The sequence below is a fragment of the Actinoplanes sp. NPDC051470 genome (assembly GCF_040682035.1).
In the GTDB taxonomy this organism is placed as follows: Bacteria; Actinomycetota; Actinomycetes; order Mycobacteriales; family Micromonosporaceae; genus Actinoplanes.
This window is the reverse complement of sequence record NZ_JBFBAA010000043.1, coordinates 1-19,980: the sequence shown is the minus strand read 5'-3', so window position 1 is coordinate 19,980 and position 19,980 is coordinate 1. Positions and strand designations below refer to the sequence as shown.

Genomic DNA, 19,980 nt, shown 5'->3' with positions numbered 1-19,980 from the left:
TCGATGCTGCCCGAGGATGTCGTGCGCGACGCTCCGGCGTACACGCCACGGCCTCACGAGCTGGCGGATCTCGAGCTGTTGCTCTCTGGCGCGTATGCGCCGCTCACCGGCTTTCTGGGCCGGTCCGATCTGACCGCGCTGCGCCGCACCGGCCGGCTCGCCGACGGTACGAAGTGGCCGGTCGCGGTCACCTGCGAGATCCCGGCCGAGATGGCCGCCGGGCTCGACCTGGCCGACCCGCAACGCCGCACGGTGGTGCTCACCGACCCCGAGGGCGCGCCGGTGGCCGCGGTCGAGGTGACCGACGCGTGGCCCACCACCGACGGCCTCTCCGCGATCGGCGGTTCGGCCCGCCGGATGGGTGACGGCGGGCACGGCCCGTTCCAGCGGCTCCGGCGCACCCCCGAGGAGGTCAAGGCGCTGCTGCCACCGGGGCGGGTGCTCGGGGTGATCGCCGACCGGCCGCTGCACCGGCCGCAGCTGGCCCAGATCGCGCACGCCGCGCGTACCCTGGCGGCCCATCTCCTGATCTTCATCCCGGTCACCGGCCCGGGCCCGGACGGGTTGCCGCCCGAGTCACTGGTCCGGGCGATCTTCGCGGCCCGCGACCGGATGCCCCCGGCGACGATCGTCGCGGTGCCGCTGATGCCGCGCGGCGACGAGATGCGCGACGCCCTGCTGCGGGCCCGGGTGGCCCAGTCGTACGGCGTGACCCACGTGCTCTCCACCGGCGAGATGCTGTCCGGCGGCGGGCTGCGGGTGCTGGTGCCACGGGAACTGGCCTACGACAACCGCGACGGCCAGTGGCGCTGGCGCGACGACATCCCGCCGCGCAACCGCCGGCTGGCCATGACCATCGGCGAGATCAACGACACCCTCGACCGCGGCTTCCCGCTGCCCGAGTGGCACACCCCGCCCGCGGTGGCCAAGGAGCTGGCCCGGGTCCGCCCGGCCCGGCGCTTCCGCGGCCTGGTGGTGTTCTTCACCGGCTTCTCCGGATCGGGCAAGTCGACGATCGCCCGGGGTCTGGCCGACCGGCTGCGCGAGGCCGGTGAGCGGACCATCACGCTGCTGGACGGCGACGTGGTGCGCCGCGAGCTCTCGGCCGGCCTGGGCTTCAGCAAGGCCGACCGAGACCGCAACGTACGCCGGATCGGCTGGGTGGCGGCCGAGGTGGGCCGCCATCACGGGATGGCCATCGCCTGCCCGATCGCGCCGTACGAGTCGGCCCGGGCCGAGTCGCGCCGGCTGGCCCTGGACGCCGGCGCCGGCTTCGTCCTGGTGCACGTCAACACCCCGCTCGAGGTGTGCGAACAACGCGACCGCAAGGGCCTGTACGCCCGCGCCCGGGCCGGCCAGCTCCGCGGCCTGACCGGCGTCGACGACCCGTACGAGGACCCGGCCGACGCCGAGCTGACGATCGACACCACCACGATCACCGTCCCCGAGGCCATCGACACCGTCCTGGCCTACCTCGTCGAGAACGGCTGGGTCGAGCCAAAACTGCCGTAGGCAAAGTGTTGGTTCGTGGCGGCATCCGCAGCGCGGATGCCGCCACGGGCGTTTTGGGCGCGCAGCGCCGAGGGTGACCACTTACGCACGTGGAGCGGAGCGACCCTCGGCGGGAGCGACGGTCGGCACCACCCACCCGGCTACGACATCGATCTGCTTTCGATCTGCTCTTCAAAGACGAGTTCGGCTCAGTGAGTTACGTGAACGCAGGACGGCCGTTTACCCCTCGTGGGCGAAACGCCCGAATGCTCACCCTCACCCCTTGAAAGGGTCGCCGAACAGATGGAAGCTCGCCCGGGATCCGCCGACCTCTCGCACTACGTCGGCATGTTCCGCCGCCACTGGTGGGTCGTGCTCGCCGCGACCGGAGCGGGCCTGGGCCTGGGCGCCGCGCTCACCAGCACGCTCCCCCGGGTGTACGAGTCGAGCACGTCGGTGCTGGTCAGCGCCGTCGAGCAGGACACCAACCAGTCCGGCGGCCGCACCAAGGGCTCGATCAACCTGGACACCGAGGCGCAGCTGGTCGGCTCCGGCGCGGTGGCGGTCAAGGCGGCGGCGCTGCTGCGGAGCACCGGCAACCCGCTCGAGCTGGCCCACGCCGTCTCGGTCGAGGTGCCCGCCAACACCACGGTGCTGGTGATCACCTTCGAGGCGGACACACCACAGAAGGCCCAGGCCGGATCGCACGCGTTCGCCGAGGCGTACCTGCGGAACCGGGAGCAGACCGCCCGCAGCGGCCTGGACTCGCAGATCAAGTCGCTGTCGCTGAAGATCCGGCAGCTCACCACCAACCTGACCTCGATCAACGCGCGGCTGGCCAAAGCCAAGGCGGGCAGTTCCGAGCGCAGCAACCTGGAGAGCCTGCGCAGCAACTCGCAGAACCAGCTCAACTCGATGACCGGGCGGCTGAACGAGCTGACCACCACGACCGTGGCGGCCGGCAGCATCATCAGCGACGCCCGGGTGCCGACCGAGCCGACCAGCCCGAACACGATGCTGAACATCGCCGCCGGCGCGATGCTGGGCCTGCTCGCCGGGCTGATGCTGGCCTTCGCCCGGGAGCGGCTGGACCGTCGCCTGCGGACCGCGGCCGACGTGCGCGACCGGGCCCGGATGCCGGTGCTGGCGGCGCTGGACGAGCGCACCACGCCGCACTTCGACGACGTGCTCCAGCCGTACGGGCCGGGCGGGCGGGTGTTCAACCGGCTGCGCAACGAGGTGCTGGCCAGCCTGGACCCGGACGACAAGATCATCGTGGTCACCGGGGCCAGCCGCGGGTCGGCGAGCACGCTGGTCGCGGCGAACCTGGCCGCGGCCCTGGCCCGGACCGGCAGCGACGTCGTGCTGATCGGCGCGCACCTGCCGGACAGTGTGGTGGACGCGGCCCCGCTGGCCCGGATGCTCGGCGTCAACGCGGTGCCCGGCCTGTCCGACCTGCTGGCCGGCCGGGTGACGTTGAGCCGGGCGATGCAGCGGATGCCGCGCATCCCCTCGCTGCGGGTGATCACCACCGGCGGCGCGGCGACCGCGGCCGGCCTGATGCAGTCGCAGCGGCTACGGGACACCCTGGAGGCGCTGCGCCGGCAGACCGGGTACGTGGTCATCGAGGCGCCGTCCACCAGCAGCAGCGCCGACGCGCAGAGCCTGGCCAGCCTGGCCGACGCGGCGATCCTGGCGGTCGAGCTGCGCAAGTCGCGCCGGCCGATGCTCACCGACGCGGCCGAGCAGCTGCGCCGGGTCGGCACCCCGCTGCTGGGCGCGGTGGTGCTGCCGCGGCTGGTGGGCCTGCGGGCCGATGAGATCCAGCCGCCGGCCGTCGCCCTGACACCGCTGGAGAAGGCCATGGAACGGCAGTCGCCCGAGGTGACCGCGGTCCTCGACGCCGAGCGGACCATGCGCTTCCCGACCACCACGGTGCCCCGGCAGGGCAAGGACGCCCACGAGGACCCGCCGACCGCGGTCATCGAGCTGACGCCGCCGGCCAAGAAAGACGACGAGTGACGGCCCTCGCCGCACCCCCCGCCCATACCGCGCAGAAGAACCTGACCCTCCCGGCCTGGCCGATCACCGCCCTGCTGGCCCTGTATCCACTGTGGTGGGCGCTCGGGCTGGGCGTGCTGATCTTCCCGATCATGGCCGCGCCGATGCTGGTGCTGATGCTCCGGCGGCGCGCGGCCGGGCGACCGCTGGTGCTGCCGCCCGGGTTCGCCTGGTGGGGGCTGTTCCTGGCGGCGGTCGTGGTGAGCTCGGCGGCGCTGGGGGCCGACCCGGCCGGCACGGTCGCCGAGCACGCCTCGGACCGGCTGATCTCGTACGGCTACCGGCTCGGGCTCTACCTGACGATGACCGTGCTGCTGCTCTACGCCGGCAACCTGACCGAGCTGGAACTGCCCCGGCGCCGGCTGGTGAAGCTGCTCGGCTGGCTGTTCGTGGTGACCGTGGCCGGCGGGCTGCTCGGCATGGTGGCGGGGACGTTCGAGTTCACCTCGCCGGTGGAGATGCTGCTGCCGCCCGGCGTACGCGACAAGGGTTTTGTGCAGTCGATGGTCCACCCGTACGCGGCGCAGATCATGGACCTCGTCGGCGGCGAGAAACCCCGCCCGGCCGCGCCGTGGGGCTACACCAACACCTGGGGCAACAACTTCTGCCTGCTGGCCGGCTGGCTGGTGGTGGCCGCATGGGCTTCCCGCCGCCGCGGCGCGCGTCTTTTGAGCATCGTCGTGCTCGGCATCTCGATCGCGCCGGCCGTCGTCTCGCTGAACCGCGGCCTGTGGATCGGGATCGGCGTGCTCATCCTCTACGTCGCGTTCCGCTATGTGCTGCTGGGCAAGCTGTGGATCATCGGCGCGGTCGTGGTGGCCGGCACCGCGCTGGTGGTGGCCCTGATGGCCAGCCCGCTGGGCGACACCGTGAACGCGCGGATGGACAACGGCAAGTCCAACGGCGTGCGGTCGTTCCTGATGGAACGGGCGATCGACGGCTTCCTCGAGTCGCCGGTGATCGGCTACGGCTCGACCCGCACCACGATCGGCGGCCGCAACTCGATCGCCGTCGGGGAGAGCGCCGGCTGCGAGCGGTGCGGCAACTTCACCGTCGGCGGCACCGGGCAGCTGTGGCAGCTGATGTTCGCGCACGGCGCCGCCGGGACGCTCGGCTACCTGGGTTTCTTCGCGTACGGCCTGTGGCGGTTCCGCCGCGACCGCAGCCCGATCGGCATCGCCGCGAGCGCCGCGATCGTCACCTCGTTCTCCGCCATGCTCTGGTACAACTCGCTGGCCACCCCCCTGGCCTTCATGGTTCTGGCCTTCGCGCTGCTCTGGCGCAACGATCTCGAGGGGGATGCATGAGTCCAGTCAAGACCGCACCGGCCGCGCTGACCGCCGGCGACGCCGCGCTCCGCGCGCAGTACCTGGCCGAGGTCATCGGCCTCCTCTACCCGACCGACGGCCAGGGTGATCAGGTCGCGGAGTACTACGTCGTGCCGGACGCCCGCCGCCCGCGGCTGCTCGTGCCGTCCGGCTCCCGCAAGGTGGCCGCGGCGGCCGTCCGCCGGTATGCCGAACCGCAGTCCCGCGCGGCCAAGCTCAAGCGGGACGCCGTGGTGGCCGCGCTGCGCACCGGCGCCTCCGGGGTGCTGCTCCGCGACCGCATCAAGGTGACCGGCCCGGAGAGCATCGACCGGCACCTGAGTGAGGCGCTCGGCCGCGAGCTGGCGGTGAGCATCCACATCGGACCGGCCCGGGCCAACCGCAAGCCGGTGCTCCAGCTGATCAGCCCGGAGGGCGAGACGTTCGGCTTCGGCAAGCTGGGCACCGGGCCGCTCACCCAGCGCCTGGTCCGGGCCGAGACCAACGCGCTGATCGCGTTGCAGCGCTCCGGCCTGACCAAGCTGACCGTGCCGACCGTGCTGCACGCCGGGCAGTGGCGCGGCCTGCAGGTGCTGGTGCAGTCGGCGCTGCCGGTGTGGCTGCCGCGCAGCCCGCTGACCCCGCGCCGGCTGGCCGCGGCCATGGTCGACATCGCCGGCTGCTGCGGCTACACGGCCGGGCAGCTGGTCGGCAGCCCGTACTGGACCGAACTGCGGGCCCGGCTGGGCTCGGTGCAGGACCGGCCCGAGGGGGTCGCGCTGAGCGCGGCGGCCGAGCTGCTGGTGCGGCAAGCCGGGGCGACGACCTTCCGGTACGGGGCGTGGCACGGCGACTGGGCCCCGTGGAACATGGCCAACCTGACCGACGCGCTGCTGGTCTGGGACTGGGAACGGTTCGCCCAGGGCGTGCCGGTCGGCTTCGACGCGGTGCACCACGAGCTGCAGCGGCGCATCCAGTCCACCGGCGACGCCAAGGGCGCGGTGGAGGCGACCGTACGCCAGGCCGCCGAGCTGCTCGCCCCGTTCAACGTGGCGCCGGAGGCCCGCGAGCTGACCGCGCTGCTCTACCTGGTCGACCTGGCCGCCCGTTATCTGACCGATCGCCAGGCCGAGGCGGGCGCCCGCCTGGGCGTGCTCGGCACCTGGCTGCTTCCGGTGCTGATCCGCCGGGTGGAGGAACTGTAGATGATCGACGTCCGCAAGATGCCCATGCCGGTCAAGCGCGTGGTCCACCTGGGTTCCCGGTCGTACGGCCGGCTCACCTCGCCGAGCCGGATGACCCCGGCCTTCCTGATCTGCGGCGGCCAGCGCTGCGGCACCACGTCGTTGTACCGGGCCCTCGCCGCGCACCCCGCGATCCTCAAAGCGGTGCTGCACAAGGGCGTGCACTACTTCGACACCTCGTACCACCGGGGCATGGCCTGGTACCGCGGGCACTTCCCGATGCAGCGCAGCGCCGAGAAGATCCTTCAGCGGTACGGGGTGCCGGCGCAGACCTTCGAGTCCAGCCCGTACTACATGTACCACCCGCAGGCGGCCGCCCGGATCGCCCACGACCTGCCCGGGACCAAGCTGGTGGTGCTGGTCCGGGACCCGGTGGAGCGTGCGTACTCGCAGCACCATCACGAGGTGGCGCGCGGGTTCGAGCGGGAACGCGACTTCGGCAACGCGCTGGCCCTGGAACCGGCCCGGCTGCACCGCCAGGAGGAGCGGCTGGCCCAGGACCCGGGGTACTACAGCTTCGCCCACCAGCACCACGCCTACCGCGCCCGCGGCGAGTACGCGCGCTACCTCGGCGGGATGGCCCAGCACGTCGGCCGCGACCGCATCCACGTGGTCGAGAGCGAGCGCTTCTTCACCCACCCCGACGAGGTGTACGACGAGGTGCTGACCTTCCTCGGCCTGCCCACCCACCTCGACCGGCCGGAGTTCGAACGGCACAACGCCCGCCCGCGGCAGTCCGACATGGAGCCGGGCATCCGCGCCGAGCTGACCGCCCACTACGCGCCGCAGGACGAGGCCCTGTCGAGGTGGCTGGGCCGGATGCCGGTCTGGCGCGACTCGTGACCAGCCTGCTCGACGGGACCCGGGCCGCGGCCCGCGGCGGGCTGGCCAACATGGCCGGCATGGCGCTGGCCGGCGGCACCGGCGTGGTGGTCACCTGGATCGTCGCCCGGTCGCTCGGGGCCGAGCAGGCCGGCGCGTTCTTCGCCGCCACGGCCGCCTTCGCGCTGGTCGGCGGCCTGGCCAAGCTGGGTACGCAGACCGGCCTGGTGTTCTGGCTCAGCCGGCTGCGGGCCACCGACCGGACGCATCTGCTCGGCTCCTGCCTGCGTACCGGCCTGACCCCGGTGATCCTGCTGGCCGGCCTGCTCGCCGCCGGGCTGTGGCTGGGCGCGCCGGCGGTGGCCCGGCTGACCGCGGACGAGTCGCCGCACGTCTTCGCCGAGCACGTCACCGGCCTGCGCGTGCTGGCCCTGCTGCTGCCGCTCGGGGCGCTGTCCGACGTCCTGCTCACCGCCACCCGCGGCTACCGGGCGATGAAGCCGACCGTGATGCTCGACCGGGTCCTCCGCAGCACGCTGCAGTTGCTGCTGGTGGGCGCGGCCGGGATCGCGAGCCTGCGGATGACGGTCGAGCTGCCGGTGTTCGCGTTCGCCTGGGCCGCGCCGTACCTGCCGGTGGTGATCCTGGCCGCGTACGCGCTCCGCAACACCTACCGGGCCGGCAAGCCGGCCGGGCCGTCCAGCCGCCGGGTCGAACGCCGGGCCCTGCGCCGGGACTTCTGGCGCTTCACCGCGCCGCGCGCGCTGGCCAGCGTCGCCCAGCTGGCCGTGCAGCGGGTGGACGTGCTGCTGGTGGCCGCGCTCGGCGGTCTCGCCCCGGCCGCCGTCTACGCGGTGGCCGGCCGCTTCGTGGTGCTGATCCAGTTCGCCAACCAGGGCATCTCCCAGTCGGTGCAGCCGCGGCTGGCCGAGGCGCTGGCCACCGGCGACACCGACACCGCCAACCACCTCTACCGCACCGCCACCGGCTGGCTGGTCCTGGTCACCTGGCCGATCAACCTGCTGGTCATCCTGTTCGCGCCGGTCTACCTGGGCCTGTTCGGCGAGCAGTACCGGGCCGGCGCGCCGGTGGTCGTGGTGCTGGCGTGCGCGATGCTGGTGGCGACCGGGTGCGGCATGGTCGACATGGTGCTCGCGATGGCCGGGCGTACCTCGTGGAACCTCGCCAACGTGCTGGTCGCCCTGGCCCTGACCATCGGGCTCGACCTGCTGCTGATCCCGCGCCTGGGCGCGATGGGCGCGGCGCTCGGCCTGGCCGGCGCGATGCTGGCCAACAACCTGCTGCCGCTGGCGCAGGTGGCCCGGCACGCCCGCCTGCACCCGTTCGGCGTCGGCACGCTGGCCGCCGGCGGCCTCTCGGTCGTCTGCTTCGGCGTGCTGCCCCGGCTGGTCACCGCGGTGCTCGGCACCGGGCCGGCCGGCCTCTCCCTGGCGCTGGCGATCGCCGTGCCCACGTTCTGCTTCGGCGCCTGGCTGCTCCGCGAGCGGCTGGCGCTGGACGCCTTCCGATTCCGCCGGAGTAGTCCCTGAGGAGGAGCCGTGACCACCGACTACACCAAGGTGTTCCAGGACACTGAGGCCGTCGAGAAGTACGAGAGCGTGACCTACGCTCCGGACACGTACGCGTCCCGCATCAACGAGCGGCAGCGTGCGTACCTGCGAGGGCTGGTGTCCCGCGAGTTCGACCGCCCGCCGGTCCAGCACGATTTCGCCTGCGGGACCGGGCGGGCCATCCGGACGCTGCACGGGCTGGTCCGCGCCGCGCACGGCTACGACACCTCGGCCGAGATGATGGCCAAGGCGGCCGAGGTCGGCTCGCAGGCCGAGTTCCACCGGATCGCCCCGGACGGGCCGGTGCCCGAGCCGGTGCCGGCCGGGCTGCCGTCGATCGTGACCATGTTCCGGCTGCTGCTCAATGTGGACGAGGCGGTCCGGGAGCGGGCGCTCGCCTTCGCGGCCAAGGCGCTGCCCACCCCGCGGGCCGGGATGCTGGTGGTGGAGAACCACGGCAACGCCCGGTCGCTGCGGCACCTGCGGGCGCGGCGGCACAGCGGGCAGCGCTGGTTCGCCGAGCTCTCCCACCAGCAGGTCGGCGAGTTGCTCGGCCGGCACGGCTTCGAGGTGGTCGAGCGGCGCGGCTTCTCGATGCTCACCCCGTCGCTGTACGAGCTCTCGCTGGCCCGGGCGGCGGACGCGGCGGCGCGGCGGTTCCCCGGCTCCGACCGGTACGCGGTGAACGTGCTCTACGTCGCCCGGCGGGTCGGATGAAAAAGCTCCTGCTGGCCGGGGTGCTGCTGCTCGCCGGGTGCACGGCCCCGGATCGCGAGGCGCCCGAACCGACACCCTCCCCCGACCTCACCCGCCCGCCGTCCGGCGTCGCCGTGAACCCCGGCCCGTTCCAGGCCGGGCCGTTCCGGGCGCCGGCCGACGGCGCGTACCTCGGGGCCTGGATCAAACCGGCCGAACTCACCCACTCGGGCCGGGTCGAGGCGGTGGACGGGCTCGAGGGCGACCTCGGCCGGCGGCTGGACATCCTGAACACCTACCGCCGGTTCGAGCAGATGGTCGGCACCGAGAGCGACCAGGAGCTCCTGGCCGGCGGGGCCGACCTGATGATCAGCTGGGCCACCGGCGACAACCGGTCCATCGTGGCCGGTGAGCACGACCGGCTGATCCGGCAGCAGGCCCAGGCGATCCGCAAGGTGGACCGGCCGGTGCTGCTGCGGATGCGCTGGGAGATGGACCGCCCCAACCTGCGGGCCACCATGTGGTCCGGCGCCGACTACATCGCGGCCTGGCGGTACGTCCGGAAGATCTTCGCCGAGGAACGCGTGACCAACGTGTCCTGGGTGTGGTGCCCGACCGCCGAGGGGTTCATCCGGGGCAACGCGCCGGAGTACTACCCCGGCGACGACCAGGTGGACTGGACCTGCGTGGACGTCTACGCCGGTTCGGTGTTCCAGCCGATCGGCCGGCTGATGGGCCCGTTCCTCGAGTGGGCCGCGCAACGCCCCAAGCCGATCATCATCGGCGAGTTCGGGGTGGCCAAGGCGTGGGGCTCGTCGGCCCGGGCCGCGTGGCTGGCCGACGCCGCCCGGACGTTCAAGGCGAACCCGCAGATCAAGGGCGTCGCCTACTTCGAGTCCGACCCCGAGGGCAACGGGCCGAAGCAGCAGTTCCAGCTCACCGGCGACAAGGCCGCGTTCCGGGCCTTCAAGCGGATGACCAAGGACAGCTACTTCAACCCGAAGCCGCTGCGGAAGAGGTCAGCGGCGGGCGGCCGCCGCGGTGAGTAGCCGCAGCGCGTAGGGCGCGTCGCGCTTGAGGTAGCGACCGGCCAGGCGGCGGGGCTCGGTGGTGAGCCGATGCGCCCACTCCAGGCCGGTGCGCTGCATCCAGCGCGGCGCGCGGTCGACGTCGCCCGCGACGAAGTTGACCGCCGCGCCGCAGCCGATGAACCAGGCGTCCGGCAGGTCCTCGCGCAGCCGGGTGATCACCTTCTCCTGCTTGGGGAAGCCGAGACCGACGAAGACCAGGTCCGGCTTGGCCTCGGCGACCGCGTTGCGGAACTCGGCGTAGACCGCGCGGTCCCGTTCGAAGCCGAGCTCCGGGCACAGCGTCCCGGCGATCTCCAGTCCCGGGCACCGCTCGGCGAGCCGCCGCGCGGCCCGGGTCGCGCCGTCCGCGGCGGCCGGCGTGGCCGGGTTGCCGCCGATCACGAAGACCGACCGGCCGTCCCGGCCCAGCCCTTCGGACAGCGACCAGATCAGGCTGCTGCCGGCCACCCGTTCGGGCAGCGGCATCCCGCTCAGCCGGCTGGCCCAGATCAGCGGCATGCCGTCGGCGACGATCAGGTCGGCGTCGTCCAGGAAGCCACGCACCCGCTTGTTCGCCTGCGCCTGCCGCAGGATGTCGATGTTCGGGGTGATGATTCGTCCACCTCGGCCGGACGCGATCGCCTCGCGCACCACGGCCACCACCTCGGCCTCGGTGATCCGGTCGAACCCGGTTCCGTCGAGGTGCACTCGATCAAAAGCCTCAACGCTCACGCAACGCCTCCTTCAGTGTCCTTCGCTCGTTATATGAGCGAAACGAGCGAAGGACGGACAAAGTGGCACGAGTGCTCTACCTCGGCGGGTTGGGTCGCAGTGGGACCACGCTCGTCGAACGGCTGCTCGGCGAACTTCCGTCGGTCTGCGCGCTCGGCGAGATCGTCCACCTGTGGCAGCGCGACATCCTCGACAACGAGCGCTGCGGATGCGGCGCCCGGTTCGCCGCCTGCACGTTCTGGAAGCGGGTCGGCGAGAAGGCCTTCAACGGCTGGGGCAATGTGGACGTGCCCCGCGTGCACGCCCTGCGCGACCTGGTCGAGCGCACCCGGCACATCCCGCGGCTGGCCGCCGGGCAGATGCCGAAGGCCGAGGTGCGCGAGTACGCCGGGTACTACGCCAAGGTGTACGCCGCCGCGGCCGAGGTGTCCGGCGCCGCCGTGGTGGTGGACTCGTCCAAGCACAGCGCCCTGGCCCACGTGCTGCGGCACGCCGAGGGGCTCGACCTGCGGGTCGTGCACGTGGTGCGGGACGCGCGCGGGGTGGCGTACTCGTGGACGAAGACCGTCGCCCGGCCCGAGACCGACGGCGAGGAGGAGATGACCCGCTACTCGCCCGGCCGCTCGGCGCTGCTCTGGAACGCCCACAACGCCGCGTTCGGCCTGCTGGCCAAGCGCGGGGTGGCCGTTCGCCGGGTCCGCTACGAGGAGTTCCTCACCGACCCGCGGGCGGCCCTGATCCGGCTGGCCGACTTCGCCGGGCTCACGCTCGTGCCCGATGACCTGGAATTTCTTCGTCCCGGCCACGCCGACCTGGGGGTCGGGCACAGCGCGGCCGGCAACCCGATGCGGTTCACCGTGGGCCGGCTGTCGCTGCGCCGGGACGACGCCTGGCAGTCCGCGCTGCCGCCCGCGCAACGCCGGATGGTCAGCGCGGTGTGCGGGCCGATGCTGCGGGCCTACGGCTACCCCGTTTTCGCTGAGGAGGCGTGATGAACTGGCCGTCCGTCGGGGTCGTGATCCCCACCCGGAACCGTCCCGAGCTGGTCCGCAAGGCCATCGCCGGGGTGTGCGAACAGCGCTACCCGGGCGAGATCAAGGTGGTCGTGGTGTACGACCAGACCGAACCCGACTACCTGCTCGCCCGCACCGAGGACACCCAGGTCCTGGTGCTGACCAACTGGCGCACACCCGGCCTGGCCGGCGCCCGCAACACCGGGCTGCTGTCGCTCGACACCGAGCTGGTGGCGTTCTGTGACGACGACGACCGGTGGGCCCCCGACAAGCTGCGCCGGCAGGTCGCCGCGCTGGTGGCCGAGCCGGAGGCCGAGTTCGCCACCTGCGCGATCGAGGTCGAGTACGAGGACCGGGTGACACCCCGCCTGGCCGGCCGCAGCCGGGTCACGGTCGACGAGCTGGCCCGCTCGCGGATGGCCATGCTGCACTCGTCGTCGTTCCTGATGCGCCGCGAGGCCCTGGCCGAGGACGCCATCGGCATGGTCGCCGAGGACGCGCCGGGCAGCCAGAACGAGGACTGGGACCTGCTGCTGCGGGCGGCCCGCCGGCGGCCGATCGTGCACCTGGACGAGCCGCTGGTCCGGGTGCTGTGGGGCCGGACCAGCCACTACGCCTACGAGTACGCCACCAAGATCTCCTCGCTGCGCTGGATGATGCGACGCCACCCGGAGATCAGCGGCTGCCGCCCCGGCGCCGCCCGGGTGTACGGCCAGCTGGCCTGCTGGTCGGCCGCCTCCGGCAACCGCAGCGCGGCCTGGCAGTTCAGCAAGGAGGCGGTCCGCGCCAACTGGAAGGAACCTCGCACCGCGATCGCGCTGGCCGCGATGACCGGCGCGGTCAAGGTGGAGAATGTGCTGTCGGCTCTGCACAAGCGCGGACGAGGTATCTGAGGTCACTCTTTTCCACACAGCCGACAGCCAGGTAGTGTTCAGGTGTGTGCGAAATAGTTCGGTTCCCGTATCGTAACGCGGTGTGTCGCTGATGCTGGCCCAGCAGCGACAGGCTGCCATCCTCGATCGGGTCCGCGCCGCCGGCGGTGTGCGGGTCAGTGAGCTCGCCTCCGAGTACGGCGTCTCCGACATGACCATCCGCCGCGACCTCGAAGCGCTCGCCGACCGCGGGCTGCTGGCCAAAGTGCACGGTGGAGCCACCACGGTCAGTCCCGGTTCGGCGCACGAGCCGGGCTTCGCCGCGAAATCGGTGCGGCAACAGGCCGAGAAGGCCGCGATGGCGCTGCGCGCGGCCGCCCTGGTCTCCCCCGGCGACGCGATCGCGCTGTCGGCCGGCACCACCACCGCCGGCCTGGCCCAGCGCCTGGTCGACGTCCCGTCGCTGACCGTGGTGACCAACTCGATCCCGGTCGCCGACGTCTTCTACCGCGCCGGCCGCCCCGACCAGACGGTCGTGCTGACCGGCGGCACCCGCACCCCGTCCGACGCGCTGGTCGGCCCGGTGGCCGTCGCCGCGATCGGCACGCTCCACCTGGACATGCTCTTCCTCGGCGTGCACGGCATGAGCGAGCGCGCCGGCTACACCACTCCCAACCTGATGGAGGCCGACGTCAACAGGGCCCTGGTCGAGGCGGCCGAACGCCTGGTCGTCCTCGCCGATCACACCAAATGGGGCACGGTCGGCATCTCGTCGATCGTCTCCCTCGACCGCGCCGACATCGTCATCACCGACGAGGGCCTGGACGACCAGGCCCGCGCCATCCTGGTCGAGCAGGTCGGCGAACTCGTGGTGGTGGGCGCGCCGTGACCATCGCCCAGCGCACCACGATCCGGTTGTCCGACGGCCGCGAACTGATCTACTTCGACGAGACCGACGGGCACGACCGCAACGCCTGGCCGGACAAGCGCGACCTGCCCACCCCGCCGGCCGCGTCCCAGCTGCGCCACGACCCGCTGGTCGACGAATGGGTGGCGGTGGCCGCCCACCGGCAGACCCGCACATTCCTGCCGCCCAGCGACAAGTGCCCGCTGTGCCCGTCGACGCCGGAGTTCTCCACCGAGATCCCCGCCCCCGACTACGACGTGGTGACCTTCGAGAACCAGTTCCCGTCGTTCAGCGCCCGGGTCCACCCCGACGAGATCGCGTCGGTGACCGACCTGGTGCCCGTGCGCCCCGGCACCGGCCGCTGCGAGGTGGTCTGCTTCACCAGCGACCACAACAGCAGCTTCGGCGCCCTCACGCCGGCCCGCGTCCGCACCGTGGTCGACGTCCTGGCCGACCGCACCGCATCGTTGTCCGAGCTGCCCGGCGTCGAGCAGGTCTTCCCCTTCGAGAACCGCGGCATCGAGATCGGCGTCACGCTCAGCCACCCGCACGGCCAGATCTACGCGTACCCCATGGTCACCCCCCGCACCCGCCTGATGCTGAACGCGGCGGCCAAGCACCACCGGGCGACCGGCAACTCCCTCTACGCCGACGTCCTGGCCGCGGAGCGCGCGTCCGGCGACCGGGTGATCGCCTCGAACGAGCACTGGACGGCCTACGTCCCCGCCGCGGCCCGCTGGCCCTTCGAGGTCCACGTGGCGCCCCACCGCCGCCGGCCCGACATCCCCGCGTTGTCCGGCCCCGAACGCGACGCCTTCGCCCCGCTCTACCTCGACGTGCTGCGCCGCTTCGACGCGCTGTTCGACAAGCCCATGCCGTACATCAGCGCCTGGCACCAGGCCGTCACCGGCGAGGGCCGCGACCTCGGCTACCTGCACCTGCAGCTGTTCAGCATCCGCCGGGCCGCCGACAAGCTCAAATACCTGGCCGGCTCGGAGTCGGCGATGGGCGCCTTCATCAACGACATCGTCCCCGAGAAGGCCGCCCAACTGCTCAAAAACCTTTAGCGGTACGGGTTTCCGACAGCACCCGCCCCCTCCGCGACCCGGTCACGCGAAAGGCCGTGAACGCGCCTTTCGCGTGACCGGCGCCTCACCCCACTTCCTGCACCGACCGCGACAGCACACAGAACTCGTTGCCTTCCGGGTCAGCGAGCACCACCCACGAGGCGTCCGCCGGCTGACCCACATCAGCCGGCGTCGCACCCAGCGCCACCAGCCGGTCGACCTCTTCCCGCTGCGTGCTGCCGTCCGCCCGAAGATCAAGATGCAGCCGGTTCTTCCCGGCCTTCCGCTCCGGCACCGGACACACATCAATGCTCGGCCCGCCACCCGCACCCGGCCCGATGCTGACCACGCCGTCGTCGTCCTCCTCGACCACCCGCCAGCCCAGCGCGGCCACCCAGAACTCCACCACCCGACCGACATCCACCGCATCAATCGCCACTACCGCGATCCGACTAGTCATGCGCCCCTGCCTACCCACAACCTCCGCCCAGGCAACTCGGTTTGCCGTCGCGGATTCTCACCTGCACGGCGTCGAGGACCGGGCCGGTGACCGTGGAGATGGTCCACCTCGACACAGTTGCGCCATCGGCCTCGGCCGGGCGCAACCCAGATCATGGCCGAGGTGGGCGGTAACTTCGCCGTCCCGGTGGCCTCGACGACGCATGGTCTTCTGCCGCGGGATTACCGACCGACTTATCCACGCTCCGGCGGCCCTGTGGACGGAACCCGAAAAACGTTGAGCCAACCGGCTACCTTGACGCCCACCCAGTGGCTGGGTGGGGGAGGTGGCGGCGCCCGCGTCGCCCGAAATTTTGCGACCTTCGGGCGCACGGGTATCGGGTCGGGGTCAACCGCAGGAGCGGCCGGCCCAGGACGAGCCGGCGCAACGGCGGGACGCGACTTTCTGGTGATCGCTGGGTTCCGAGGAAGTCCACGGGGCCGTCGGGGTTGCGACGAAGAACGGAATCTGGGGCTCGACCTGGCCGGGGTAAGGGGCCCCGGAACCGTCCCACCACAGATTCGCGCTGGGCGGTCAGATCAAGGGTCCTGCGGTTCGAGGTCGCGGCTCCGTTCGGAGGATGTGGACCCACGGCGGGTGCTGGGGCAGGCCGCCGTGTTCGTGGAGGTCTCAGCCGGGCAGGAGGCTGCGCTCTCCACCGTGGACGGCTACCACGGTGCCGTTGACGTAGCTGCTGCGGTCGCCGACCAGGAACAGGACGACGTCGGCGATCTCGTCGGGGTCGCCGATCCGGCCCCGGGCGGTCACCTGGTCCATGGCGTCGGGGAAGGCGGCCAGCATGGGTGCGGTCCCGGGGGTGCGCACGGGACCGGAGGCGACGCCGTTGACGCGGACGCCGGCGCCGCCGAACTCGGTGGCCCAGTAGCGGGTCAGGATTTCCAGGGCCGCCTTTGACGCGCCGTAGGCCGCCCCGACCGGTGCGACCGAGGTGGCCGCGGTGGAGCTGACGTTGACGATGGCGCCGTGGCCGCGTTCGGCCATGCCGGGGGCCAGGGCCCCGACCAGCTGGAACGGCGCCCGGGTGTTGATGGCGAGGTGCCGGTCGAAGCTGTCGGCGCTGGTGCCGGGGGTCGCGGTGAACTCGTACACGCCGGCGTTGTTGACCAGGATGTCCACCTCGCCGGCGTCGGCGGCCAGCCGTTCGACGTCCGCGGCGTCGGTGAGGTCGGCGGCGACGAAGCGGGCCCGGCCGCCCCGCTCGGCGATCGCGGACACCAGCTCGGCGCCGCGGCGCTCGTCGCGGCCGTGCACCACAACATCCGCCCCGTTCTCCGCGAGCCGCATCGCCACAGCCCGGCCGATGCCTGCCGTGGCCCCGGTCACCAAGGCGGTCTTTCCTGCTAGATCAGTCACGTCGATCCCTTTCTGGGTTGGTGAACCCAATTTCTACCGGCAATTTTTGGATTGCGCAACCCAGTCCGTTAGGCTGAGGGCGTGACATTGACCCGCAAAGGTCAGGCGACCAGGGAACGCATCCTCGAGGCGGCGACCGACCTGATCGCCCAGCGCGGCGTGACCGGCACCAGCACCGAAGACGTACGCAAGGCGGCCGGCGTCAGCGGGTCGCAGCTCTACCACTACTTCGTCAGCAAGCAGGCCCTGATCAGGGCGGTCATCACCCGCCAGGCCGAGGCGCCGCTGATACCCGGCCGGCCGATCATGGGCGCCCTGGACAGCTTCGACGCGCTCCGCGCCTGGGCCGACGCCGCGGTCGAGAACCAGGAGCACAACAGCGGCCGCGGCGAATGCACGCTGACCTCGCTGGCCGGCGAGCTGAACCCCGCCGACGACCAGACCCGCGAAGACCTGTGCAACGCCTTCCAGCGCTGGCAGTCCATGCTGCACGACGGCCTGCGGGCGATGCGCGACCGAGGCGAGCTACGACCCGAGGCCAACCTCGACGAACTGGCGATGGCCCTGCTCACGGCGCTTCAGGGCGGCAGCCTGCTGAGCCAGACCCTGCGAAGCGCCGAGCCGATGCGGGCGTCGATGAAGGCCGCTCTGGCCTACGTCCGCTCCTTCACCGCCGAATAGCCGGCTCGATGCGGATCGGTGCGTGTCAGACGCCGGAGATCCTGGGTGACGTGGACGCCGCGCTCCGGGTCGTCCGGGACTTCGCCGGACGGGCCGACGCCGAGGGCGTCGACCTGCTGCTGTTCCCCGAGTGTTTCCTGCCGGGATACCTCGTCACCGACGATCATGTCCGTGGCCACGCCGTGGAGCCGGCGTTCGTCGAGCGGCTGGGCGTGACCGGGCCGACGCTGGTGCTCGGGATGATCGAGCGCGACGGCGACCGCTTCCACAACACCGCGGTGGTCGTGGCCGGTGGGCGCGTGATCGGGCGGTACCGCAAGAACTTCCTGACCGCCGGCGAACAGGTGTTCACGGCCGGCCGCGAGTATCCGGTCTTCGACTGTGCGGGCACCCGCTTCGGGGTCAACATCTGTTACGACACCCAGTTCCCGGAAGCGGCGGCCGCGGTGGCCGGCCAGGGCGCCCAGGTGCTACTCGTGCCGGCGCAGAACATGATGCGCCGCGAGAACGCGTTCCGGTGGCAGCACCGGCACCACGAGATCCGCGCCGAACGGGCCCGCGAGACCGGCATGTGGTTGGTGTCGGCCGACGTCACCGGCGAACGTGGCGACAGCCACATCGGACTCGGCCCCACCTCCGTGATGACCCCCACCGGCAACGTGATCGCCCTGGTCCCCGCGGGAACGATCGGCATGGTGACCGCGGACATTCCCGCGGCGTGAGGTCGGGGCCGCGTCAGCGGCGGGCGGGACCACTCACCAGCGTAAGTGGTTTTGGTCAAATGGCCTGTTGGTGGTGGGTTTGGTGTGGTTGGGCATGGGGAGGTAGCCGGCCGGGGTGCTGGTCGGCTGGGGTGAGTCCGCCCTGGGGTGTGGGTGCCCCGCTGTGTGCCCGGTGTCTCTACGTAGGTCGGTAAACGGGCTGGTCCACGTGTGGGTGGGTCCCGGCAGTGTGCAATCGAGCTTGTGCGGGTGGCGGGGCGGCCCTTGGTGAATGGCGAGCTTGGTGGCTCAACGCAAAGTCGGGCTGGCCCGCGCCCGGGGTGATGCTCTGTTCGGTTGTCGGTGCTGCTCAGGCGGCGATAGCGGACCGTTCGCGGCGGGTGTCGGGGGCGGCGAGGGTGGGCTGGAACGGCTGCCGGCGGGTGATGATGGCGTGCAGCCAGCGCAGCAGGGCCGCGGCGCACGCGGCGCGGGCCTGGTTAGGGACGAGCTGATCGTGGTCGCGGCGGGTCAGGTGGGTGTATTTGGCGTGCAGGACAGGGTTGTGGGGCAGGGCACCCCAGACGGCGCGCCAGGCGGCCAGCCGTAGTCCGGGCCGGCCACGCCGACTGATCCGGGTCTGGCCGCGGAAGGCGGCCGAGGTGTTCTCGGCCGGGCTGAGCCCGGCGTGTTTGACCACGCTCCGCGCCGAGGCGAACCGGGCCAGGTCACCGGTCTCGGCCAGGATCACCGCGACGCCGACCGCCGACACTCCGGGGATCGAGGACACCAGAGCGGTCAAGCCGGCCGCGTCGAGCACGCCGGTCATCCGCTGTTCGGTATCGGCCAGCGACCGCGCCAGATCCTGCCAGTCCCGCAAGAGGAACCCGACTCGTTCCAGACCGCCGGGCCGCTGCGCATGGACCCCGGCCGGATCGGTGAACGCCTGCATCACCTTCGCGACGATCGGGTGCGACAGCCGCCGCACCCCGATCCCGGCCAGCCGCACACGGACAGCGGCGGTGAACTCGTCGCGGCTGCGCCCTGCCAGCCGGGCCGGATCACCGTCGCAGTCAGCGATGGCCGCGGCCAGACAGGCCAGCCAGGTCGTCGACCGTAACGGCTGCGCCGCGCAGCCCAGCACCGCCGGCCAGCAACATGACAACAGATCGGTGATCTGCTGCTTGATCGCGCCGATCTCGGTGACCAGCCGCTGCCGCCGCACCCCCAGATGCCGCAGCCGGGCCCACTCGGCCTCAGCCCGTTCCGGCAGATAACACTCCAGCCTGGCCACGAGTTTCCCGATCAGCACCGCGTCTTTGTGATCAGTCTTGTCGCGGGTGTAGTCATCGGCCTCCCGAGCCAGATGGACCCGCAACGACTGCACACACACGAACCCCATCCCCGCGTCGTCCGCGAGCTGCATCACCGCCCGCCACCGATGCCCAGTCGGCTCACACCCGAGCACCACCCCGGCGAACCCGCTACGGGCGGCCCGACCGGCCGCCCACTCCAGCAACCGGCCCAACCCATGCGCTTTCACCAGCACCGTCCGCCGGCCCAAAACCCGCCCATCATGATCAAGTACCACCGCGACCTGCTTGTCCTCACCCAAATCGATCGCCAGGACCGCCCGATCCGCGGTCACCACCCGCCGCAACCCCTCAATCCCGGGCATTACGCCGACGATCTCCCCGGGTCAACCCACTACGCTGAACCACGAACGTCCTCCTCGATGGGTACTGGGACACCAAGCCCGCACATCCCACCAGGGAGGACGTTCCTGATCTCAACCCCCAAATCCTTCGAGGTCTTCCTACGCACGTCGCAGGGAGGCGGCCGCGGAAGCGAAGCGTGCGGCCGCCGGACCGG

Annotated in this window: 18 protein-coding genes; 14 read left to right on the top strand and 4 right to left on the bottom strand. The window is 71.9% G+C overall.

What is annotated here, in order from left to right; all coding sequences use genetic code 11:
* Positions 1–3 precede the first annotated feature (3 nt).
* The 8 genes from cysC to AB0M54_RS43190 all read left to right on the top strand — a co-directional run bounded on the left by cysC (position 4) and on the right by AB0M54_RS43190 (position 10,241).
* The gene (cysC, locus tag AB0M54_RS43225; protein ID WP_364478404.1) at positions 4–1,512 is read left to right on the top strand and encodes an adenylyl-sulfate kinase; all 1,509 of its coding nucleotides are present in this window, start codon (positions 4–6) and stop codon (positions 1,510–1,512) included.
* Positions 1,513–1,794: 282 nt separating this feature from the next.
* Positions 1,795–3,513, top strand: coding sequence for a Wzz/FepE/Etk N-terminal domain-containing protein (locus AB0M54_RS43220; protein ID WP_364318697.1), 1,719 nt, complete (start codon positions 1,795–1,797; stop codon positions 3,511–3,513).
* Positions 3,510–4,859 (top strand): hypothetical protein, encoded by a 1,350-nt coding sequence (locus AB0M54_RS43215; protein ID WP_364478344.1) that lies wholly within the window; start codon positions 3,510–3,512, stop codon positions 4,857–4,859. The genes AB0M54_RS43220 and AB0M54_RS43215 overlap by 4 nt, the downstream gene beginning before the upstream one ends.
* A complete protein-coding gene (locus AB0M54_RS43210; protein WP_364318693.1) occupies positions 4,856–6,064 on the top strand; it encodes a hypothetical protein in 1,209 nt (402 codons plus the stop codon). The genes AB0M54_RS43215 and AB0M54_RS43210 overlap by 4 nt, the downstream gene beginning before the upstream one ends.
* Before the next feature lie 3 nt (positions 6,065–6,067).
* Positions 6,068–6,946 carry a sulfotransferase domain-containing protein gene (locus AB0M54_RS43205; protein WP_364319044.1) on the top strand — a complete coding sequence of 293 codons (879 nt, stop codon included), beginning with the start codon at positions 6,068–6,070 and terminating at the stop codon, positions 6,944–6,946.
* Positions 6,910–8,475 (top strand): polysaccharide biosynthesis C-terminal domain-containing protein, encoded by a 1,566-nt coding sequence (locus AB0M54_RS43200; protein WP_364478342.1) that lies wholly within the window; start codon positions 6,910–6,912, stop codon positions 8,473–8,475. The genes AB0M54_RS43205 and AB0M54_RS43200 overlap by 37 nt, the downstream gene beginning before the upstream one ends.
* Before the next feature lie 9 nt (positions 8,476–8,484).
* Positions 8,485–9,213 (top strand): methyltransferase domain-containing protein, encoded by a 729-nt coding sequence (locus AB0M54_RS43195; RefSeq protein ID WP_364478339.1) that lies wholly within the window; start codon positions 8,485–8,487, stop codon positions 9,211–9,213.
* Positions 9,210–10,241, top strand: a complete 1,032-nt coding sequence (locus tag AB0M54_RS43190; protein ID WP_364478336.1) for a glycosyl hydrolase — start codon at positions 9,210–9,212, stop codon at positions 10,239–10,241. Before AB0M54_RS43195 ends, AB0M54_RS43190 begins: the two co-directional genes overlap by 4 nt.
* Here the strand turns inward: AB0M54_RS43190 and AB0M54_RS43185 are convergent.
* On the bottom strand, positions 10,212–10,994 hold the full coding sequence (locus tag AB0M54_RS43185) for a WecB/TagA/CpsF family glycosyltransferase (protein ID WP_364478333.1): 783 nt from the start codon (positions 10,992–10,994) through the stop codon (positions 10,212–10,214). The genes AB0M54_RS43190 and AB0M54_RS43185 overlap by 30 nt on opposite strands.
* Positions 10,995–11,056: 62 nt before the next feature.
* Between AB0M54_RS43185 and AB0M54_RS43180 the strand changes: the two genes are divergently transcribed.
* The 4 genes from AB0M54_RS43180 to galT all read left to right on the top strand — a co-directional run bounded on the left by AB0M54_RS43180 (position 11,057) and on the right by galT (position 14,853).
* On the top strand, positions 11,057–11,986 hold the full coding sequence (locus tag AB0M54_RS43180; protein ID WP_364318683.1) for a sulfotransferase: 930 nt from the start codon (positions 11,057–11,059) through the stop codon (positions 11,984–11,986).
* Positions 11,986–12,900 carry a glycosyltransferase family A protein gene (locus AB0M54_RS43175; protein WP_364318681.1) on the top strand — a complete coding sequence of 305 codons (915 nt, stop codon included), beginning with the start codon at positions 11,986–11,988 and terminating at the stop codon, positions 12,898–12,900. Before AB0M54_RS43180 ends, AB0M54_RS43175 begins: the two co-directional genes overlap by 1 nt.
* 91 nt (positions 12,901–12,991) lie before the next feature.
* A complete protein-coding gene (locus AB0M54_RS43170) occupies positions 12,992–13,768 on the top strand; it encodes a DeoR/GlpR family DNA-binding transcription regulator (RefSeq protein WP_364319042.1) in 777 nt (258 codons plus the stop codon).
* A complete protein-coding gene (galT, locus tag AB0M54_RS43165; RefSeq protein WP_364478330.1) occupies positions 13,765–14,853 on the top strand; it encodes a galactose-1-phosphate uridylyltransferase in 1,089 nt (362 codons plus the stop codon). The genes AB0M54_RS43170 and galT overlap by 4 nt, the downstream gene beginning before the upstream one ends.
* An 85-nt stretch (positions 14,854–14,938) precedes the next feature.
* On the opposite strand, the gene AB0M54_RS43160 is transcribed toward galT, so the two are convergent.
* Positions 14,939–15,313 (bottom strand): VOC family protein, encoded by a 375-nt coding sequence (locus tag AB0M54_RS43160; RefSeq protein ID WP_364478327.1) that lies wholly within the window; start codon positions 15,311–15,313, stop codon positions 14,939–14,941.
* 669 nt (positions 15,314–15,982) lie between these two features.
* Complete coding sequence (locus AB0M54_RS43155; protein ID WP_364318675.1) at positions 15,983–16,726, bottom strand: SDR family oxidoreductase; 744 nt, start codon at positions 16,724–16,726, stop codon at positions 15,983–15,985.
* An 81-nt stretch (positions 16,727–16,807) separates the two neighbouring features.
* On the opposite strand from AB0M54_RS43155, the gene AB0M54_RS43150 reads away from it, so the two are divergent.
* Together AB0M54_RS43150 and AB0M54_RS43145 are read left to right on the top strand one after the other, a co-directional pair.
* Positions 16,808–17,407: a TetR/AcrR family transcriptional regulator gene (locus tag AB0M54_RS43150; RefSeq protein ID WP_364478324.1), complete on the top strand. Its 600-nt coding sequence runs from the start codon at positions 16,808–16,810 to the stop codon at positions 17,405–17,407.
* A gap of 8 nt (positions 17,408–17,415) precedes the next feature.
* Positions 17,416–18,129: a carbon-nitrogen hydrolase family protein gene (locus AB0M54_RS43145; RefSeq protein WP_364318671.1), complete on the top strand. Its 714-nt coding sequence runs from the start codon at positions 17,416–17,418 to the stop codon at positions 18,127–18,129.
* Positions 18,130–18,478: 349 nt separating this feature from the next.
* Here the strand turns inward: AB0M54_RS43145 and AB0M54_RS43140 are convergent, their stop codons facing one another.
* Entirely contained in the window at positions 18,479–19,786 is a 1,308-nt protein-coding gene (locus AB0M54_RS43140; protein WP_364478321.1) for an IS110 family transposase, read from the bottom strand.
* Positions 19,787–19,980: the final 194 nt, after the last annotated feature.

Excerpts from the sequence above, each read along its gene's own strand:
- AB0M54_RS43190 (WP_364478336.1), top strand. The coding sequence starts at position 9,210 with ATGAAAAAGCTCCTGCTGGCCGGGGTGCTGCTGCTCGCCGGGTGCACG.
- AB0M54_RS43160 (WP_364478327.1), bottom strand. The coding sequence starts at position 15,313 with ATGACTAGTCGGATCGCGGTAGTGGCGATTGATGCGGTGGATGTCGGT.
- AB0M54_RS43220 (WP_364318697.1), top strand. The coding sequence starts at position 1,795 with ATGGAAGCTCGCCCGGGATCCGCCGACCTCTCGCACTACGTCGGCATG.
- AB0M54_RS43140 (WP_364478321.1), bottom strand. The coding sequence starts at position 19,786 with ATGCCCGGGATTGAGGGGTTGCGGCGGGTGGTGACCGCGGATCGGGCG.
- AB0M54_RS43145 (WP_364318671.1), top strand. The coding sequence starts at position 17,416 with ATGCGGATCGGTGCGTGTCAGACGCCGGAGATCCTGGGTGACGTGGAC.
- AB0M54_RS43175 (WP_364318681.1), top strand. The coding sequence starts at position 11,986 with ATGAACTGGCCGTCCGTCGGGGTCGTGATCCCCACCCGGAACCGTCCC.
- AB0M54_RS43170 (WP_364319042.1), top strand. The coding sequence starts at position 12,992 with ATGCTGGCCCAGCAGCGACAGGCTGCCATCCTCGATCGGGTCCGCGCC.
- AB0M54_RS43210 (WP_364318693.1), top strand. The coding sequence starts at position 4,856 with ATGAGTCCAGTCAAGACCGCACCGGCCGCGCTGACCGCCGGCGACGCC.
- cysC (WP_364478404.1), top strand. The coding sequence starts at position 4 with ATGCTGCCCGAGGATGTCGTGCGCGACGCTCCGGCGTACACGCCACGG.